The 17,092-nt window shown below is 67.7% G+C and carries 18 protein-coding genes; 6 read left to right on the top strand and 12 right to left on the bottom strand.

Going from position 1 to position 17,092, the window contains the following annotated elements; genetic code table 11:
* Positions 1-14 precede the first annotated feature (14 nt).
* Genes mfd through EV653_RS31155 form a run of 3 tightly spaced genes read right to left on the bottom strand, consistent with a single transcriptional unit; the run spans position 15 to position 4,906 of the window.
* Complete coding sequence (mfd, locus tag EV653_RS31165; protein WP_134108107.1) at positions 15-3,644, bottom strand: transcription-repair coupling factor; 3,630 nt, start codon at positions 3,642-3,644, stop codon at positions 15-17.
* Entirely contained in the window at positions 3,641-4,216 is a 576-nt protein-coding gene (pth, locus tag EV653_RS31160; RefSeq protein WP_134108105.1) for an aminoacyl-tRNA hydrolase, read from the bottom strand. Before pth ends, mfd begins: the two co-directional genes overlap by 4 nt.
* A gap of 45 nt (positions 4,217-4,261) precedes the next feature.
* Positions 4,262-4,906, bottom strand: coding sequence for a 50S ribosomal protein L25/general stress protein Ctc (locus tag EV653_RS31155; protein ID WP_134108103.1), 645 nt, complete (start codon positions 4,904-4,906; stop codon positions 4,262-4,264).
* Positions 4,907-5,183: 277 nt separating this feature from the next.
* Between EV653_RS31155 and EV653_RS31150 the strand changes: the two genes are divergently transcribed.
* Positions 5,184-5,840, top strand: coding sequence for a hypothetical protein (locus tag EV653_RS31150; RefSeq protein ID WP_134108101.1), 657 nt, complete (start codon positions 5,184-5,186; stop codon positions 5,838-5,840).
* On the opposite strand, the gene EV653_RS31145 is transcribed toward EV653_RS31150, so the two are convergent.
* Positions 5,833-6,594 (bottom strand): DUF1932 domain-containing protein, encoded by a 762-nt coding sequence (locus EV653_RS31145; protein ID WP_134108098.1) that lies wholly within the window; start codon positions 6,592-6,594, stop codon positions 5,833-5,835. The two genes, EV653_RS31150 and EV653_RS31145, sit on opposite strands and share 8 nt — an antisense overlap.
* 291 nt (positions 6,595-6,885) lie before the next feature.
* Between EV653_RS31145 and EV653_RS31140 the strand changes: the two genes are divergently transcribed.
* Positions 6,886-7,371: a hypothetical protein gene (locus EV653_RS31140; protein WP_134108096.1), complete on the top strand. Its 486-nt coding sequence runs from the start codon at positions 6,886-6,888 to the stop codon at positions 7,369-7,371.
* 48 nt (positions 7,372-7,419) lie between these two features.
* Here the strand turns inward: EV653_RS31140 and EV653_RS31135 are convergent, their stop codons facing one another.
* A complete protein-coding gene (locus tag EV653_RS31135) occupies positions 7,420-8,400 on the bottom strand; it encodes a ribose-phosphate diphosphokinase (RefSeq protein WP_134108094.1) in 981 nt (326 codons plus the stop codon).
* Between the two features lie 26 nt (positions 8,401-8,426).
* Positions 8,427-9,878: a bifunctional UDP-N-acetylglucosamine diphosphorylase/glucosamine-1-phosphate N-acetyltransferase GlmU gene (gene glmU, locus EV653_RS31130; protein WP_202871910.1), complete on the bottom strand. Its 1,452-nt coding sequence runs from the start codon at positions 9,876-9,878 to the stop codon at positions 8,427-8,429.
* A gap of 213 nt (positions 9,879-10,091) precedes the next feature.
* On the opposite strand from glmU, the gene EV653_RS31125 reads away from it, so the two are divergent.
* Positions 10,092-10,424 carry a VOC family protein gene (locus EV653_RS31125; RefSeq protein WP_134108089.1) on the top strand — a complete coding sequence of 111 codons (333 nt, stop codon included), beginning with the start codon at positions 10,092-10,094 and terminating at the stop codon, positions 10,422-10,424.
* Here EV653_RS31125 and EV653_RS31120 read toward each other — a convergent pair.
* Both EV653_RS31120 and EV653_RS31115 read right to left on the bottom strand, forming a co-directional pair.
* Entirely contained in the window at positions 10,414-11,319 is a 906-nt protein-coding gene (locus tag EV653_RS31120) for a phosphotransferase family protein (protein WP_134108087.1), read from the bottom strand. The two genes, EV653_RS31125 and EV653_RS31120, sit on opposite strands and share 11 nt — an antisense overlap.
* Positions 11,320-11,326: 7 nt before the next feature.
* On the bottom strand, positions 11,327-11,794 hold the full coding sequence (locus EV653_RS31115; RefSeq protein WP_134108085.1) for a hypothetical protein: 468 nt from the start codon (positions 11,792-11,794) through the stop codon (positions 11,327-11,329).
* A gap of 39 nt (positions 11,795-11,833) precedes the next feature.
* Between EV653_RS31115 and EV653_RS31110 the strand changes: the two genes are divergently transcribed.
* The 3 genes from EV653_RS31110 (at position 11,834) to EV653_RS31100 (ending at position 13,680) form a co-directional block, all read left to right on the top strand.
* Entirely contained in the window at positions 11,834-12,649 is an 816-nt protein-coding gene (locus EV653_RS31110; RefSeq protein ID WP_166679632.1) for an alpha/beta fold hydrolase, read from the top strand.
* Positions 12,650-12,716: 67 nt separating this feature from the next.
* Positions 12,717-13,166 (top strand): NUDIX domain-containing protein, encoded by a 450-nt coding sequence (locus tag EV653_RS31105; protein WP_134108081.1) that lies wholly within the window; start codon positions 12,717-12,719, stop codon positions 13,164-13,166.
* Entirely contained in the window at positions 13,156-13,680 is a 525-nt protein-coding gene (locus tag EV653_RS31100) for a DinB family protein (protein WP_134108079.1), read from the top strand. Before EV653_RS31105 ends, EV653_RS31100 begins: the two co-directional genes overlap by 11 nt.
* Here the strand turns inward: EV653_RS31100 and EV653_RS31095 are convergent.
* From EV653_RS31095 to EV653_RS31080, 4 genes are all read right to left on the bottom strand, one after another.
* Positions 13,671-14,111: an AAA family ATPase gene (locus tag EV653_RS31095; RefSeq protein WP_134108077.1), complete on the bottom strand. Its 441-nt coding sequence runs from the start codon at positions 14,109-14,111 to the stop codon at positions 13,671-13,673. The genes EV653_RS31100 and EV653_RS31095 overlap by 10 nt on opposite strands.
* Before the next feature lie 76 nt (positions 14,112-14,187).
* Complete coding sequence (locus EV653_RS31090) at positions 14,188-14,970, bottom strand: hypothetical protein (RefSeq protein WP_134108075.1); 783 nt, start codon at positions 14,968-14,970, stop codon at positions 14,188-14,190.
* A gap of 274 nt (positions 14,971-15,244) precedes the next feature.
* Positions 15,245-16,423, bottom strand: a complete 1,179-nt coding sequence (locus tag EV653_RS31085) for a hypothetical protein (RefSeq protein ID WP_134108073.1) — start codon at positions 16,421-16,423, stop codon at positions 15,245-15,247.
* Positions 16,416-16,925, bottom strand: coding sequence for an RNA polymerase sigma factor (locus tag EV653_RS31080; protein ID WP_134108071.1), 510 nt, complete (start codon positions 16,923-16,925; stop codon positions 16,416-16,418). The genes EV653_RS31085 and EV653_RS31080 overlap by 8 nt, the downstream gene beginning before the upstream one ends.
* Positions 16,926-17,092: the final 167 nt, after the last annotated feature.

Here is a 17,092-nt window from a genome sequence, read left to right as displayed (position 1 = left end):
CCCACTCGTAAGTTTCACGCCGGCACCACAATAGGTTCGCCGATCACGTCGTCGATCAACCGGGTGCACCATTGCAGCAACTCCTGGTCGCGGAGCGGCTGACCGCCGACCGGCCTGGTGGCCGGTCGCGGCACCAGAATGGTATGCAGTTGCGGCTTCACCAGGCTCTTCGGGTACAGCCTGTTGAGCCGGAGCACCTTCGAATCGGGCAGCTCGACCGGCCCGAAGCGGATCAGGTTCCCCTGCAGGGTGACGTCGTGCAGCCCCGCCCGGCGGGCGTGGTTGCGGAACTTCGCCACCTCGATCAGGTTCAGCACGGCCTGCGGGATCTCGCCGTACCGGTCGTGCAGCTCCTCGACCAGCTCGGCGATGCCGTCCTCGTCGCGGACCGCGGCCAGCCGCTGGTACATCTCGAGCCGCAGCCGCTGCGACGGGATGTAGTCGTGTGGCAGGTGCGCGTCGATCGGGAGCTCGATCTTGACCTCGGGCTCCTCGGCCTGCGTGTCGCCGCGGTACTCCGCGACCGCCTCGCCGACCAGCCGGACGTACAGGTCGAAGCCGACGTCCGCGATGTGCCCGGACTGCTCGCCGCCGAGCAGGTTGCCCGCGCCGCGGATCTCGAGGTCCTTCATCGCGACCGCCATACCGCCGCCCAGATCGGCGTGCTGCGCGATCGTGGCCAGCCGGTCGTGCGCAGTCTCGGTGAGCGGCTTCTCCGGCGGGAAGAAGAAGTACGCGTACGCGCGCTCCCGGCCTCGGCCGACGCGACCGCGGAGCTGGTGCAGCTGGGACAGGCCGAGCAAGTCGGAACGCTCGACGATCATCGTGTTCGCGTTCGAGATGTCGATACCGGACTCGACGATCGTCGTACAGACGATGACGTCGGACTGCTTCTCCCAGAAGCCCTGGATGACCTGCTCGAGCGTGTGCTCGTTCATCTGGCCGTGCGCGACCGACACCCGCGCCTCGGGCACCAGCTGACGGATCCGCGCGGCGGCCTTCTCGATCGTGTTCACCCGGTTGTGGACGACGAAGACCTGGCCCTCACGAAGCAGCTCGCGCCGGATCGCGGCGGTCACCTGGTGCTCGTCGTACGCGCCGACGAAGGTCAGCACCGGGTGCCGTTCCTCGGGCGGGGTCGCGATCGTCGACATCTCGCGGATGCCGGTGATCGACATCTCCAGCGTCCGCGGGATCGGCGTCGCGGACATCGTCAGTACGTCGACGGCCGTCCGCAGCCGCTTCAGCTGCTCCTTGTGCTCGACGCCGAACCGCTGCTCCTCGTCGACGACGACCAGACCGAGATCCTTGAACGCGACCTCGCCGCTGAACAGCCGGTGCGTCCCGATCACCACGTCGACCGACCCGTCGGCGAGGCCGTCGATCGTTGCCTTCGCCTCCTTGTCGGTCTGGAACCGCGACAGCGGCGCCACGTTCACCGGGAACGCGGCGTACCGCTCGGCGAAGGTCGCGTAGTGCTGCTGGACGAGCAGCGTGGTCGGCACGAGTACGGCGACCTGCTTGCCGTCCTGCACCGCCTTGAACGCGGCCCGGACGGCGATCTCGGTCTTGCCGTAGCCGACGTCGCCGCAGACGATCCGGTCCATCGGCATGACGCGTTCCATGTCGTGCTTGACGTCCTCGATCGTGGCCAGCTGGTCCGGCGTCTCCACGAACGGGAAGGCGTCCTCGAGCTCGCGCTGCCACGGGGTGTCCTTGGCGAAGGCGTGTCCCTTGGTCGCCTGGCGCGCGGCGTACAGCTTGATCAGCTCGCCGGCGATCTGGCGGACGGCCTTGCGGGCGCGGCCCTTGCGCTTGGCCCAGTCGCCGCCGCCCATCTTGTCCAGCGTCGGCTGCTCGCCGCCGACGTACCGCGTGACCTGGTCGAGCTGGTCGGTCGGCACGTACAGCCGGTCGCCCGGTTGACCGCGCTTGCTCGGCGCGAACTCGATCACGACGTACTCGCGGGTGGCCTTCTGCGAGCCCGAGCCGACGGTCCGCTGCATCATCTCGACGTACCGGCCGACGCCGTGCTGCTCGTGCACAACGTAGTCGCCCGGCTGCAGCTCCAGCGGGTCGATGGTCTTCTTCCGCCGCGACGGCATCCGTTGCTGGGAACGGCGTTCGGCCGCGGACCGCTGGCCGGCCAGGTCGTTCTCGGTGAGTACGGCGAACTTGATGCCGTCGGCAATGAATCCGTGGTCCAACTGCCCCTGCGAGATCAATACGACGCCGGGCTCGGGGATCTCCTCGATCCCCTCGACCACACGCGCCGGCAGCTCGGCCTCGGAGAACACCTCGGCCAGACGTTGCGCGGGACCGTGTCCTTCGGTGACGCAGACGACGCGCCAGCCGTCCCGCAGCCAGCCGCGGATGTCCTCGGCCGCGGCCGCCGTCTCACCGCGGTACGGATCGACTTCGTGGACCGCGAGGATCTTGCTCGTGACCGCGCCGGCCTCGGCGTCGATGTCGAACGAGACGCGCTCACCCATCGAGTCGCGCAGCTCCGGGGTGTCCGTCGGCCCCGCCGCGAACGGCGAGAGGCTCCACCAGGCCAGGCCCTTGCCCAGGGCATGCGACCGGACGTCACCGAGCGACATGTACGCCGCTGCGCCGAGGTCGATCGGGGCCTCGCCACCACCGGCGGCCGCGGCCCACGACGCCTCGAGGAACTCCTGGCTGGTCGCGACCAGATCGTGCGCCCGGGCGCGAACACGCTCGGGATCGCTGACGATGACGTGCGCACCCGCCGGCATCAGGTCGACGAGCAGCTCCATGTCGTCGACGAGCACCGGAGCCAGCGACTCCATGCCCTCGACGGCATGCCCCTCGGCGAGCTTCTCGAACAGCTCGGCCAGCTCGGGATGTTCCTTCGCGAGGACCGCGGCGCGTGAACGGACCTCGTCGGTCAGCAGCAGCTCGCGGCAGGGCGGCGCCCACAGACCGTGCTCGGCGATCTCCAGCGAGCGCTGGTCCGCGACCGCGAAGTACCGGATCTCTTCCACGTCGTCGCCGAAGAAGTCGACCCGCAGCGGGTGCTCCTCGGTCGGCGGGAACACGTCGATGATGCCGCCGCGGACCGCGAACTCACCGCGGCGCTCGACCAGATCGACCCGGTGGTACGCCGCTCCCGCGAGCCGCTCGACGACGTCCTCGAGCTCGACCGAGTCGCCGACGTGCAGCTGCACCGGCTTCAGATCGGCCAGGCCGGCCACCTGCGGTTGCAGCACGGAACGCACCGGCGCGACCAGGATCTTGATCGGCCCGGTGGTCTCGTCGGACGGATCGGGGTGCACGAGACGCCGCAGTACGGCGAGACGCCGGCCGACCGTGTCGGAACGGGGCGAGAGACGCTCGTGCGGGAGCGTCTCCCACGCCGGGTAGTAGGCGACCGTGCCGGGCTCCTCGACGAGGCACTGCAGCGCCTCGGTGAGCTCCTCGGCCTCGCGGAAGGTGGCGGTGACCGCGAGGACCGGGCGGTCGGCGCCGTTCTGGGCTGCCGCGATCGCGGCGAGCAGGACCGGGCGCACCGGGCCGGGTGCGCTCAGGTCGAGGGTCGTGACGCCGTCGCTGCGGGCGTCACGAACGGCCTCGGACACCACCGGATCGGTGATCAGGGTGTCGACCAGACCGCTCAGTTTCACGAGTTGTACTTCCCTTGCGTGGCGTCGAGGCCGTCGGTGAGCAGGCACTCGACGGCGTCCGCGGTCCGGTCGACGGCGAACGGAAGATCCTTGCGTTCGGCCGAGGAGAACTCGTTGAGGACGAAGTCGGCTGGCGCCTGCCGGCCCGGTGGACGACCCACACCGAACCGCACTCGATAGTACTCACCGGTGCCAAGCGATTTCCGCAGCGACCTGAGCCCGTTGTGGCCGTTGTCCCCGCCGCCGAACTTGCACCGCAGTACGCCGAAGTCGATGTCGAGCTCGTCGTGGACGACGAGCAGGTTGGCCGGGTCGAGCTTGAAGAACTTCAGCAGGCCGGCGACCGGACCGCCGGACTCGTTCACGTACGCGCGGGGCTTGGCCAGCACCACCCGCAGGCCGCTGATCCGGGTCTCGATCACCTCGGCCTTGACCTGCTTGCTCTGCTTCCACTTCCCGCCGGTCCGGGCGGCCAGCTCGTCGGCCACCAGCTGACCGATGTTGTGCCGGGTGCGGGCATAGGAAGGGCCGGGATTCCCCAGTCCGACGACCAACCACACGTCGTCCGCCACGGATCCCGGCCCTCCTGAAGTTCGGCTGCTGATGCCGAGTGCAGACTACTCGGCCGCGGCGGCCACCGGCTCCTCGGCGGCAGTCGGCTCGTCGCGCTGCACGCCGGCCTCGGCCTCGGCCTCGGCCATCTCGGCGTCGACCTGCTCGGCGGTCGGCTGTGCGGTGACGTTCACGACCAGGGTGTCCGGCTCGATGGCCAGCGTGGTGCCGGTCGGGAGCTTCAGGTCGGAGGCGTGGATCTGGGCGCCGATCTCAAGGCCCTCGATCGACACGGTGACACCGTCGGGGATGTGCGTCGCCTCGGCCTCGACCAGGATGCTCGGCGCCTCCAGGACGACCAGCGCGTCGCTGACGGCCTCGCCCTCGAGGTGGACCGCGATGTCGACCTGGACCTTCTCACCGCGGCGCACGATGACGAGGTCGACGTGCTCGATGAAGCCCTTCAGCGGGTCGCGCTGGACCTGCTTCGGCAGCGCGAGGTGGGACTCTCCGCCCTCGACCTCGATCATCAGCAGGGCGTTGGCGGTCTTCAGGGCCAGCATGGTGTCGTGACCGGGCAGCGTGATGTGCACCGGGTCACTGCCGTGGCCGTAGAGGACGGCGGGAACCTTGTTGTCCCGGCGGATTCGGCGGGCAGCCCCCTTGCCGAACTCCGTACGCGATTCGGCTTGGATCTTGACCTCGGCCACGAGATGAACTCCTAAAAGCGTTGCGGTGATCAGTTGTCTGTATGGAACTCGGCTGCGGCCTCAGCGGGCGCCTGCTGACCCCGGAGAAGGCGTCAGGCAACGAACCACCGCGTCGATCACGGAGCCGCGCCCTGCACTTCTCGGGGGGCGTCCCTCGCCGAGGCAACCAAAACAGTCTACCCACCACTCCGGCCAGACGGGAAATCGTACGTCTGGGGCACTTTGCTCCCCGCGCGGCGTGGTTCCTGTGACCCGTTTCCCGCCGTACGTTGCCACGGTGATCTCGCTGCTGGCCGTGCTCGGTCTGCTGTTGCTGACGGCGCTCGTCGCAGGCGTCACCTGGCTGTCGATCCGGAACTCCAGACGGCACCTGGCCCGGCTACGGCAGCGCGCCGCGGAGGCAGCGCGGTTCGGGTGGTACCTGGTGCCGCCGAACCCCTGGCTGCTGGACGTTGCCGGCCGCCTGTACCGGCGCGGCAGACCGGGCGAGACGTTCGCCGGCGACTTCCGCGGTCGCGGTATGTGTGCCTTCGACTACAGATATACGACGAGCAGCGGCAACAGTCAGCAGACGCACCACGTGCATCTGGTGGTCATGAACCTGCCGGTCGCGCTGCCGCCGCTCACCCTGTCGCGCCACTCGGGCTTGCGGCGCAGCGATTTCGAGCTGGAGAATCAGAAGTTCAACGACACGTTCCGGATCGCCTGCCTGGACAACCGCTACGCGTCCGCGGTGGTGCATCCCCGCCTGATGGAGTGGATGCTCTACAACCCCGGCCTGGAGTGGCAGATCGCCGGCAACGCCCTCGTGAGCTGGGGGCCTGGCGACTTCACGATCGCGGACGTCGTCGGCCGGCTCGAAGTGATGAGTCGCCTGGTCGATCTGATTCCGCCGTTCGTGCTGCGGGACTATGGGCGGCCGGTGTTCAGGTGAGTTTGGTCCAGACCTGGCGGAGGGCGCGGGCTGCGTCGCCTTCGAGGCCGGCGTTGTCCAGGGTCTCGGCGAGTTCGTCGAATTCGGGGCCCCAGCGCCACGCCACGCTGCGGAGCTGCTCCGGAAGCGACGGGTCCTTCAGGGAACCGCCGTCGGCGCGGGTCTGCTGAGCGACGAGCGCCTCCGTCACGCCGTGCTTCTCGGCGAGCTGGAACGCCAGTACTGCCAGCGCCGCCTTGCCCTTGTTGTAGAGCGCGTACGACGACTTCGCCGCGCTGGCCGCGCCCGGTTCCGTGCCGACCACCATCGAGGTGACCGCGGTCCCGTCCCATAACGCGGCGACCTCGCCGGCCGCAGTACCGGACAGCATCAGGTGGGTCGGGCTCGGTCCACCGGTCGGCGGTGGCCCGACGACGCCGGCGTCGACGAAGGTCGCATCCGGTACGGCGGACCGGGCCTCGCGAAGCGACGTCGGCGACAGCGGATTCGCCTCGACGTACAGGCCGCTGAATCCCTGACTGCCGACCTGCTTGGCAACGTCCACGGCACCCTGCGGTGCGCACGAGCACAGGACGACCTCGGCACGCTCAACGGCCTGGGCGAACGGCGTACTGATCAGACCAGCTTCCTCGGCCCGCGCCCTCGACGCCTCGCTGCGACCCTCCGGGACCCAGTGCACCTCGTGACCTGCGACGACCAACTGCGCCGCGAGTTTGGAGCCCATGGCACCGGGGTGGAAGACAGCGATTCGCATGGGCCAGTCCTCTAGGAGAGCGGTCAGTGGTCTCCAAGATAGGCCAGTACGGCGAGCACCCGGCGGTGCTGTTCATCGTTGGTGATCGGCCTGACCGTCCAGATCCCGATAGCAGCAGCGGAATCGGCATCGCTTACTACGCGTGGCGTCGCAGCAGCGCTGTGAGCTGGTGCGCAGTACGGCGAGAAGCCGGTGTGCTACGCCTCGGGGTCGAGGGGATCAACGTGTTGCCACGCACACAGGCCGGGTGCAGCGTGGAAGAAACAGCGGATCTCTGGGGAGGGGACTCCAATGGGTGAGAACGCAGTGGGGCGCCGCCAGGCGCTGAGAGGGGCAGGAATCGCCGCCGGTGGTGTGGCGATCGCTGGGCTTGCGACAGCCGCGCCGGCGGTGGCAGGCAACGACAACGACCACGGACTGCTCGGCAGCTGGATGTGCGTGCGCCAGGACGACGGCTCGCCGGACAAGGTTCGGCTGGTCCTGAGCTTCGCCGGCGGCGGCGTGATCATTTCGCACGACATCAGCCCGGCGGGACCGCCGTTCACGGGTACCTGGTCCCAGCGGGGCAACTCGTTCCGCGCGACGTTCTGGACCGGTTTCCCGGGCGCGCAGGGCCAGGATTCGGTCGGACAGACGGCACGGGTGCAGCTGAGGGGCACGCTGTCGCACGGCACGATCGCGGCGACCTACCGGGTCACCGTCTTCGCGCCGGGGAGCGCGACCGAGGTGGTGGCGACCTTCACCGGGAAGGTGACGGGACGCCGGATCTACGCCTGACCGACGACGCCAGGGCGTACGGCGCCTGGTGTGGTACGCCCTGCCGGTTCAGGCGCGGCCCTCGAACAGGCTGGTGACCGAGCCGTCCTCGAAGACCTCGCGGATGGCTCGGCTGATCAGCGGGGCGATCGACAGCTCGGTGAGCTTGTCGAAGCGGCGGTCCTCGGCGATCGGGAGCGTGTTCGTGACGATGACCTCGCTGGCCTGGCAGTTCTTCAGCCGGTCCACCGCCGGCCCGGACAGGATCGCGTGGGTCGCGGCGATCACCACCCCGGCGGCGCCCTCGGCGTACAGGGCGTCGGCGGCCTTGGTGATCGTGCCGGCGGTGTCGATCATGTCGTCGACCAGGATGCAGACCCGGCCCTTGACCTCGCCGACGACCCGGTTCGCGACCGTCTCGTTCGGGCGCTCGATGTCGCGGGTCTTGTGGATGAACGCCAGCGGCGCCCCGCCGAGCCGGGCCGACCACTGCTCGGCAACCTTGATCCGGCCGGCGTCCGGCGAGACCACGGCCAGCTGCTGGTCGCCGTACTTCTGCCCGACGTAGTCACTCAGGATCGGCAGCGCCATCAGGTGGTCCACCGGGCCGTCGAAGAAGCCCTGGATCTGCGAGGTGTGCAGGTCGACGCAGATCAGCCGGTTCGCGCCCGCGGTCTTGAACAGGTCGGCCATCAGCCGGGCCGAGATCGGTTCGCGGCCGCGGTGCTTCTTGTCCTGCCGCGCGTAGCCGTAGAACGGGAGTACGACGGTGATCCGCTTGGCGGACGCCCGCTTCAGCGCGTCGACCATGATCAGCTGCTCCATGATCCACTCGTTGATCGGCGAGGTGTGGCTCTGGATCACGAACGCGTCGCTACCCCGGACCGACTCCTCGAACCGGACGTAGATCTCGCCGTTGGCGAAGTCGTACGCCTGCGTCGGAACCAGGCCGCTGCCGAGCTCCTCGGCGACCTGCGCGGCCAGCGCGGGATGCGCCCGGCCGGAGAAGACCATCAGGTTCTTCTCGGTGGTTCGTTTCATCCCGCTCATCGCAGCGCCTCCCGTAGTTTTGCTGTTCAGGACTGCTCGTCGCCGGCCTGTTCGGCGAGCGCCGCTTCGGCCGCCTGAGCGGTCTTGGTACCGGCCCGCTTCCGCGCGACCCAGCCCTTGATGTTGCGCTGCCGCCCGCGCGCGACCGCGATCTCGCCCGGGCCGACGTCCTCGGTCAGCGCCGTGCCGGCCGCCAGGTAGGCGCCGTCCGCGATCGTCCGCGGGGCGACGATGACAGAGTTGCTGCCGATGAACGAGTGCTTGCCGACATGGGTCGGGTGCTTCGCGACACCGTCGTAGTTCGCGAAGATCGTGCCGGCGCCGATGTTCGCGCCCTCGCCGATCGTCGCGTCCCCGGCGTACGTCAGGTGCGGGACCTTGGCGCCGTCGCCGATGGTGGAGTTCTTGGTCTCGACGAACGTGCCGATCTTGCCCTTCACACCGAGCTTCGTGTTCGGCCGCAGGTACGCGAACGGGCCGACCGACGCGCCGTCGCCGATCACCGAGAGCGAGCCGTGGGTGCGGATGATCGTGGCGTTCGCGCCGATCTCCATATCCGTCAGCGTGGTGTCAGGGCCGATCGTCGTACCGCTGCCGACGGTGGTGGCGCCGTGCAGCTGGATGTTCGGCAGCAGGGTGACGTCGCGGGCCAGCTCGACGGTCGAGTCGATCCAGGTGGTGTTCGGGTCGACGATCGTGACGCCCTCGAGCATGTGCTTGAGGAGCGTACGGCGGTTGAGCTCCGCGCCGAGCGTGGCCAGCTGGACGCGGTTGTTGACGCCCTCGGTCTGCATCGCGTCGTCGGTGACGTGCGCACCGACGCGTTTGCCGTCGTTCCGGGCGATCGAGATGACGTCGGTCAGGTACAGCTCGCCCTGGGCGTTGTCCGTGGTCAGGCGGCTGAGGCCGTCACGGAGTGTGATCGCGTCGAAGACGTAGATGCCGGCGTTGATCACGCGGATCTCGCGCTGCTCGGCGGTGGCGTCCTTGTGCTCGACGATCGCGTCCACCGCGCCGTCCTCGCCCTGGACGATCCGCCCGTACCCGGTCGGGTCCGGCACCTCCGCGGTCAGAACGGTGACCGCGTTCCCCTGCTTGTCGTGATCGGCGACCAGGTCGTGCAGCGTCTCCGCCTCGAGCAACGGAACGTCACCCGAGGTGACGATCACCGAGCCGTCGAAGTCCGCCGGTACGGCGGTCAGCCCGGCGCGGACCGCGTCGCCGGTGCCGAGCTGCTGCTCCTGGACGGCCGTCCGTACGTCGGAGTCGACATCCTTCAGGTGCGCCTCGACCAGTTCGCGGCCGCTGCCGACCACGACGACCAGGTGTTCGGGGGCGAGTGCCCGGGCGGTGACGACGGCGTGCCCGACGAGGCTGCGCCCGCCGATCTCGTGCAGCACCTTCGGCGTCGCCGATTTCATCCGGGTTCCGAGCCCGGCGGCCATGATCACGACCGCCGCGGGGCGATGGGAAGTCACGCGGTCTTCTCCTCGAGTTCCCTGCGAGTTTCTTTCAACAAGTATCAGCATGGGCACCCGATGCAGTGCCCGCGCAAGCCTACTTGCTCTCCAGAACCCCCCACACCCGGCCTCGACGAGACCGATCTCACCCTCCGTCGTGCCCGGGACGCTCAGTGACCGGTCAGGTGATGTAGGGAGCCGTACACCCCAGAATCTGCCACGCTGAGAACCATGGCCCTCACCATCGGAGCAATCATCCTGAACGTCCCGAAGACCGGCCCCGCCGCCGAGTTCTGGAGTCAGGCTCTCGGTTTCACCACCGATGGCAACCCCGACTTCCTCATCCCGCCCCCGTCGACCCCGCCCACCCGCCTCCACTTCGACGAGACCGACCGCACCCATCTGGACCTGTGGTTCGACCACGAATCCTCAACCCTGGAAGCCGAAGTGGACCGCCTCATCTCCCTCGGCGCCGAACGAGTAGAAGACTGGCCCTACCCGCCGAACCCCGACTTCGTCGTCCTCAAGTCCCCCGACGGCACGGTCTTCTGCATCATCGATTGAACAACTTCGCAGCCAGCGGTACGGCGCTGTCCCGGCCGTACGGGTCCTCGTCGTGGGCATTGGCGATGAGGAGCGAGTGAATGCGTCGGTAGACGAGCAGCCGCTCAACGTCGTACCCAAGCTGTTCGACGAACGCCTGGTCGAACGCCGCCTCGACCTCACGGACCCTGGGCGACCAGATCTCGTACAAGCTTCCGGCCGCCGCCGCGGCGAACACCGGATCACCCGGCATGGTCAACAGGCCGAGATCAAGCAACGCCACAGGCCACAGGTCCTCGTCGACGAGGATGTTGCCCGCAGTCACGTCACCGTGCACGAGCCTGGTCTCCGGCTCCTTCAGCTCGGCCAGCTGGTTCAGCAGTCGCTCGACCTCGCCGTCGAAGTCGTCGATAACCGACGCAAGCTGATCGCCGAACCGCGCCACCCGCCGACGTACCAGACCTGTCAACGCCTCGATCCACGACACTCCCTCAGGTCTGAACGGGTCGGTCTCATCGAGCACCGTCATCCGCCGCAAGACCTCAGGCACCTCGATCTCCGCAAGCGCCGCAAGCACGTCGACAACGCAGTCCCGCGCCCGCTCCCACCCTGCCTCCCCGAACTCCGGCGCGACGGCCTGCAGCGGTACGCCGGGCAGCGCAGCCTCGACCGTCACGCAGTACGGCCCCGGCCGACGCAGCTCGAGCATCCGCGGCGTACGAAACGGCAACCGCCCTTCGATCGCGCCGTACAACTCCCCGAGCGTCCGCAGCTCCTCCTCGCCGGCATGAAACCAGATCTTCGCGACCCTCTCCCCAGGCAGCCGATAGACGGCCCCCTGCATGCCGATCGCGATCTGCTCCACCTCGCCGTACCCACGCAACTGCTCCCGCAGAAAACTGTCCGACAGTGGCATACGCACCTCAGGTGAAGGGTTGTTCGGCGAAGCTCGGGCCGCCGCGTTCGGATTGGGTCAGGTATTGCGCTGCGGGGCTGTGGATCGGGGGTTTGCGGAGGTACTGCGTGTACGCCGGCGCGCGCAGGCGGAGGTCGAAGTTCTGGCCTTCGACGTGCCACAACGGATCCGGCTTGTCGTCGGGCGGGTCGAGGCGGTGGAGGTCAGCGATCTCGAGGAGGTTGTTCATCGGGTCGAGCTCGCCGGTGACGTCCCACGCCTCGTCGAACACGAGCGTCGCGGGCGTGATCCAGAAGCTGAAACGGCCCGCGTCGGGCTTCACCCATTCCACGATGTAGTCGAGATCGAGCAGCACCCGGTTCCACGGGAAGCCGTCCTCGGCTACACCGATGCTCACGGCGTGCACGCGGCAGTCGTGCCAGCCCATCACCTCGAAGTCGGCCTCCGTCCACGTCGCCTTCTCCAGCTCCCGCATCGGCCAAGTATGTCGGAGGGGCCTGACATCCTCGGGTGCATGCGTGATTCGTTCGTGGATGCCGGCGACGTGACGCTGTTCGTGCGCGAGCTTGGGCAGCGCAGCGAGAAACCTTCGCTGGTGGTGATGCACGGCGGCCCGGACGTCGGCCACGGGTACCTCCTGCCCGGGTTCGAGCCGCTGGCCCGCGATCACCACGTCGTACTGTTCGACTTCCGCGGTTGCGGGCGGAGCAGCCGCGGCCTGTCCGACGACGAGCTGCAACCGGAGTACGTCGTACGCGACACCCATCGCCTGATCGAGCGACTCAATCTCGGCCAGGTCGATCTCCTCGGCTTCTCCACGGGCGGACGCGCCGCGATCGGCTTCGTCGACAAGCATCCCGAGCAGGTACGCCGGTTGGTGCTCGCCTCCACGTCGGCGTACCCGTCCGCGGACAACGCCCCGTATCTAGCGAACTGGGACGAATACCACCGCCGGCAACGCGTCGAGAACCAAGCTCATGGTGCCTTGCGCAACTCCACACTCTTCGTCTGGGACCTGGACCTCGCCCCGGCGTACCTCAAGCTCCTCAACTCCCTCGGCACCGACCTAGGCGACTGGTCCGAGGAACGCGCAATCAAAGGTCTGACGCACCCGTGGTTCCACGGCGACCCCGAAAACATCCTCCGCACCTTCAACAAGCCCATCCTCATCCTCCACGGCGAGTACGACATGGGCTTCCCCGTCCAACTAGCCCACCGCCTCCACACCGCGGTCCCCAGCGACCTCATCGTCATCCCCAACACAGCCCACATGTCCCACTTCGAAAAACCCGAGCTCTGGTCCAACCACATCCGCGGCTTCCTGGCGTGAAACAGCACGCCGCATACGTGCAACCGACGCCAGCGCCTGTGGGCCCCAGCAGATCTAAAGTCACGTCATGCCGAGGCTAGCGGTGAAGCTGATCCTCCTCGACGCCGACGACCGGGTACTCCTCATCCAAGCCAAGGACCCGCAGTCACACGCCGAATGCTGGTACCCGGTCGGCGGCGGGGTCGAGCCAGGCGAGTCCCTGCAAGCGGCCGCAGCACGCGAGGCCTACGAGGAGACCAGCTTGACGGATCTCCCAGCCGGTACGCCGGTCTGGCGCCGCGATCACCGCTACGAGTTCAACGGCCAAGCCTTCGACGTACACGAAGAATGGCTCCTGCACCGAGTCGAACACTTCACGCCCAAGCCGGCAAACCTCAGCGCCTACGAAGCCCGCACCATCCTCGGCTTCCACTGGTGGCGGGCCCAGGAGCTCCTCACCACAAGAGAAACCATCTTCCCACTAGAGCTCGGTCAGTTGCTGACCAAACTGTTGGTCGAGGTGCGGCATGAAGGATGAGCTGCTGAAAACCCTCCAGGGCAGTCGGGCTGTGATGCTCGGGAAGTTGGACGGGCTGTCGGAGTACAACCGGCGGCGTCCGCTGACTCCAAGCGGTACGAATCTGCTCGGGCTGGTGAAGCATCTGGCCGGCATGGAGTACGGCTACCTCGGGGAGTCACTCGGTCGCCCGCCGATCGAGCGCCCGTCGTGGTTCCGCGACGACCCGTCCACCGAGATCGACATGTGGGCCACGCCGGATGAGACGAGCGAGTACGTCGTTCACACGTACCAGCAGGCCTGCGCTCATTCAGACACCACCGTCAACGAGCTGAACCTGGACAGCCCAGCCCACGTAGCGCATTGGGCCGAGGGCGGCCAGGACACGACCCTGGGCGTCCTCCTGATCCGGATGGTCAACGAAACAGCCCAGCACGCCGGCCACGCCGACATCATCCGCGAACTGATCGACGACGATCCGCTCTGGCACGACCGCCGCAACGCGATCCAGCAGGCCGCCGACCACTATCGCTGAAGTCGCTCAATCGCGTCGGCCAGCTCCCCCACCGGCCTCCGCCCATCCAACTCCACCGTCGCCCCACTCCGGAGCAAAGGTTCCACAGTCTCGACGTACGCCGCAATCTCAGCCTGCTCCTCAGCACTCCTGCCATACGGATTGTTGGTCCGCGTACTGACCCGCTCGATCAGCATCTCAACCGGCGCGCTGATCAACACCACCTGCTCGAACCGATCGTAAAACCGCCCCTGATTCTCGACCGTTCCCGAAACAACAACATCTGGCTCATCGGCGAGTAGCTGATCCATCCGGCGCTCATCCCAGCGACCGTCAGCCAACACCCACCCGTCATAGTCAGTGTCGACGATCAGCCATCCCCGCCGCCCCAACTCCTCAAGCACAGTCGTCTTCCCAACCCCCGACATCCCCGTCACCAAGACCCGCGCCATGCGACGGGACCGTAGCAACAACCAGGCGTGCGACGGGACCTTGACCGTCAGACCTTTCAGCCTCAGAGGTAGGCGATCACTCGGCTCGTGCAGCCTGGTCGAGGATCGCGTGGGTCGACTCACGTGAATCGTCCAGGTCGAGTACGCCGAGGACGAAGGCGATCACCGTCTCCGCGAACAAGCTTGCTTCGGCCGACCTGGCTTCGTTCATCTCCTCGGACTCAATGCGAGATCGGAACAGGAACCCGTCCAGCATGGCCTGCAGCGCCAGGCCTACTCGCTCGATCGTCCACCCGGGCCTGAGCTTGAGCTGCAGCGCCTCGAGGAACCTGGCGTACCCCTCGAACCACGGTTCTCGGGTGCGGACGATGTCCTCGATGATCGCCGTTCTCAGATCGGGGTATTGGTCGAGCAGAGGTCCGATGTGGTGCAACAGGTAGGAGCGCGGCCGGGCCTGCAGCGCCTCCAGCAGCCCATCGCAGAGCCCGATCACGGAGTCCGCCACACTGGCAGCTCCGGCGCTGGCCGGCAGTTTCGCCACATGGAGCGACGGATTGGCCTCGGGCGCATCGCGGTACAGCATCGTGTGGATGATCGCCGCCTTGACGAACGTGTTGCGATCGGGCCACCGGTTGCGGAAGGCCTTCTCGCTCGCTCCGTCACCGTGGCGTTTCTGCGCGAGACCGACAACATCACTGACGCGCATCCACTCGAGCGCGGCCGGAAAGTGGATGCCACGGAGCCGACGTGGCCGTTCCCGGATAGCGTGGTCGAACATCGCGTCGATCAACTCGGCGGCCGCGTCCAGGAAGTACCCGGCGCTCGCGTCGTCCAGTGATGGCGGTGGCCGTGGCGTCATCTCGAAGTCCTCCCCGCCAGTACATCGGACAGAACGATCGTCACGTTACGTGGCGATCTGTAGGGAGTCAGTTGTCTGCCCCTACGCCGCATCCGATGGACGACGTGGAACAGCTCGCTTAGCGTAATTGAACTGCCGCGCGTCCGACGGCATCGCCGAGAGGGGGATCGAACGCGCGGCAGTTCATCACCGGAGCGGTAGTTCATCACCAGACGGGAACCACGCAGACCATCTCGGGCCCGGCGGGCCGCTGGGCTGCCGCAGTACGCGCCGGCTAGCGAGGGTCGACGTACTTCCAGGTTCTGCCGTGGTTGGTGCTGGTGATGGCGTGGTTGCCGTTGTACTGCATACCGTAGACGAAGTCGCCTACCGCGATCAGGTTGCCCAGGTCGGTCGGCGGTGTGAACGGCTTGCCGGCGCCGGGTCGGAGGAGTTCGCGATCCTTCCCCCGCTGGTAGAGCGCGAGGCCCGTCCCGTTGTCGAAGGCAACGGGAGACTGTAGGTACGGCGCGTTCCGGGTGGCCACTGTGGTCCAGTGTTCGCCCCGGTCGGTGGACAACCGCAGCGGCACCTCATCACCGTCGTCCGTCCGGGCGGGCTTGCGGCCCGGGATCACCACGAGGGTGCGGCCGTCCGGACTGACTCCGAGGTCGCCGCCCATTCGGCCCTGGCTGATGACGGAGTGGCCCCAGGTCTTGCCGTGGTCATCGGTCCAGTAGATGTTTCCGACGCCGCTGTTCCTGGCGGCGACCACCCACCACCGTCCGGTCGTGTCGCGTTGGGGTTCGAGGGCGTTGTCGATCCCGGGAATCTTCACCTCGCGGAGGGTGCCGGTCTCCAGATTCAGAGCTCGGAGGGTGCCGGACGCCAGCAGAACGTCGTCGGCTCCGAACTCGGTGGTCGGTGGAGCCCAGTGCAGCTTCTTCTCGATCCGGCCCTGATCCGTCAGGCGGACCATGACGGACTGCGCCCAGGTCGGATCACTCCCCTTCATGCTCGTCGGCATCGACAGGGCCAGCACCTCGTCCCCGGCCTGCACCACGGAGTAGTCGTTCTTACGCACCGGCGCGGTGGCCCGCACCCCGTCGCGGCTCAGAACCGCGGCGGACTTCCAGGTGGATCCCGGCTGCGGTAACGCCCACACCGCGGCCCACCGCGTCGGTGTGGCGAACGCGACGCCGAACATGGCCGCCTTCTTGTCGTGGATCACCTTCTCCGCCGCCTGGTCGACCGGGATGGAGGTCTGGCCGGCTGACGGTTTCTCGGTGCCGGTCAGGTTCCCGAGCGGTAGGACGGCGGCCAGTACTGCGATCGTCACCGCCGCGACGACTCCGGCCCCGGCGAGCGCCTGCCGACGGTGCCGGCGGCGGATACCACGGCGCTCCAGAGCCTCGAAGGGCAACGGCTGAACCGTCTCCTGCACGTCCCAGGACAGTTCCTTCAACTCAGACATGGTTAACCTCCTCGGCGTCGTCGGCGAACTCGTGGACCAGCGGAGCCAGGCGGACTCTGCCTCGAGCGAGGCGCGCCTTGACCGTGCCTTCCGGAACCCGCAGCTGTACGGCGATCTCACGCACCGGCAGGTCGACGATGTGGTGCAGCACGATCGCCTCGCGCTGCTCGAAGGGGAGCTGTCGCAGCGCCTCGACCAAGGCGACTCGATCCGCGGACATCCCGGTCACCGTGGTCTCGGGAACACCTGCACGCGAGAGCAACCCGTGGAACCGGGTCGCGCGACGGTACCTCCGTCGTACGGCGTTCAACGCGACCGCCCGCAGCCACGCCTCCGGGTTCTCGAGCTGCTCGAACCGCCGGGGTTTCTCGACCGCCCGGACGAATGCCTCCTGTACGGCGTCCTCGGCCTCGCCCAGGTTCCCGCAGATCGCGAACAGTTGCCCGACCAGGCGCCGGTAGCACCCCTCGTACAGCTCGCGCACCGTGTCGCCGTCAGCCATCACCACTCCCCAGCTCGAACCCTTTCCCCACACGAGTCCCGACAAGAGGATCCGGTTGCACGCCCAAAGCACTATGCCCGAAACCGGGATCCTCCGGACGCGTCTCACCCAAACTGGTCCTCGACGACCCCGCAAAACTGCACCGTCAAGAGGACCACCGGGCCGCC

This window comes from Kribbella pratensis (assembly GCF_004365355.1).
Taxonomy (GTDB): domain Bacteria; phylum Actinomycetota; class Actinomycetes; order Propionibacteriales; family Kribbellaceae; genus Kribbella.
This window is presented reverse-complemented; position numbering and strand designations above follow the sequence as displayed.

Excerpts from the sequence above, each read along its gene's own strand:
- EV653_RS31145 (WP_134108098.1), bottom strand. The coding sequence starts at position 6,594 with ATGCGAATCGCTGTCTTCCACCCCGGTGCCATGGGCTCCAAACTCGCG.
- EV653_RS31140 (WP_134108096.1), top strand. The coding sequence starts at position 6,886 with ATGGGTGAGAACGCAGTGGGGCGCCGCCAGGCGCTGAGAGGGGCAGGA.
- EV653_RS31135 (WP_134108094.1), bottom strand. The coding sequence starts at position 8,400 with ATGAGCGGGATGAAACGAACCACCGAGAAGAACCTGATGGTCTTCTCC.
- EV653_RS31125 (WP_134108089.1), top strand. The coding sequence starts at position 10,092 with ATGGCCCTCACCATCGGAGCAATCATCCTGAACGTCCCGAAGACCGGC.
- EV653_RS31120 (WP_134108087.1), bottom strand. The coding sequence starts at position 11,319 with ATGCCACTGTCGGACAGTTTTCTGCGGGAGCAGTTGCGTGGGTACGGC.
- EV653_RS31115 (WP_134108085.1), bottom strand. The coding sequence starts at position 11,794 with ATGCGGGAGCTGGAGAAGGCGACGTGGACGGAGGCCGACTTCGAGGTG.
- EV653_RS31110 (WP_166679632.1), top strand. The coding sequence starts at position 11,834 with ATGCGTGATTCGTTCGTGGATGCCGGCGACGTGACGCTGTTCGTGCGC.
- EV653_RS31105 (WP_134108081.1), top strand. The coding sequence starts at position 12,717 with ATGCCGAGGCTAGCGGTGAAGCTGATCCTCCTCGACGCCGACGACCGG.
- EV653_RS31100 (WP_134108079.1), top strand. The coding sequence starts at position 13,156 with ATGAAGGATGAGCTGCTGAAAACCCTCCAGGGCAGTCGGGCTGTGATG.
- EV653_RS31095 (WP_134108077.1), bottom strand. The coding sequence starts at position 14,111 with ATGGCGCGGGTCTTGGTGACGGGGATGTCGGGGGTTGGGAAGACGACT.
- EV653_RS31090 (WP_134108075.1), bottom strand. The coding sequence starts at position 14,970 with ATGACGCCACGGCCACCGCCATCACTGGACGACGCGAGCGCCGGGTAC.
- EV653_RS31085 (WP_134108073.1), bottom strand. The coding sequence starts at position 16,423 with ATGTCTGAGTTGAAGGAACTGTCCTGGGACGTGCAGGAGACGGTTCAG.
- EV653_RS31080 (WP_134108071.1), bottom strand. The coding sequence starts at position 16,925 with ATGGCTGACGGCGACACGGTGCGCGAGCTGTACGAGGGGTGCTACCGG.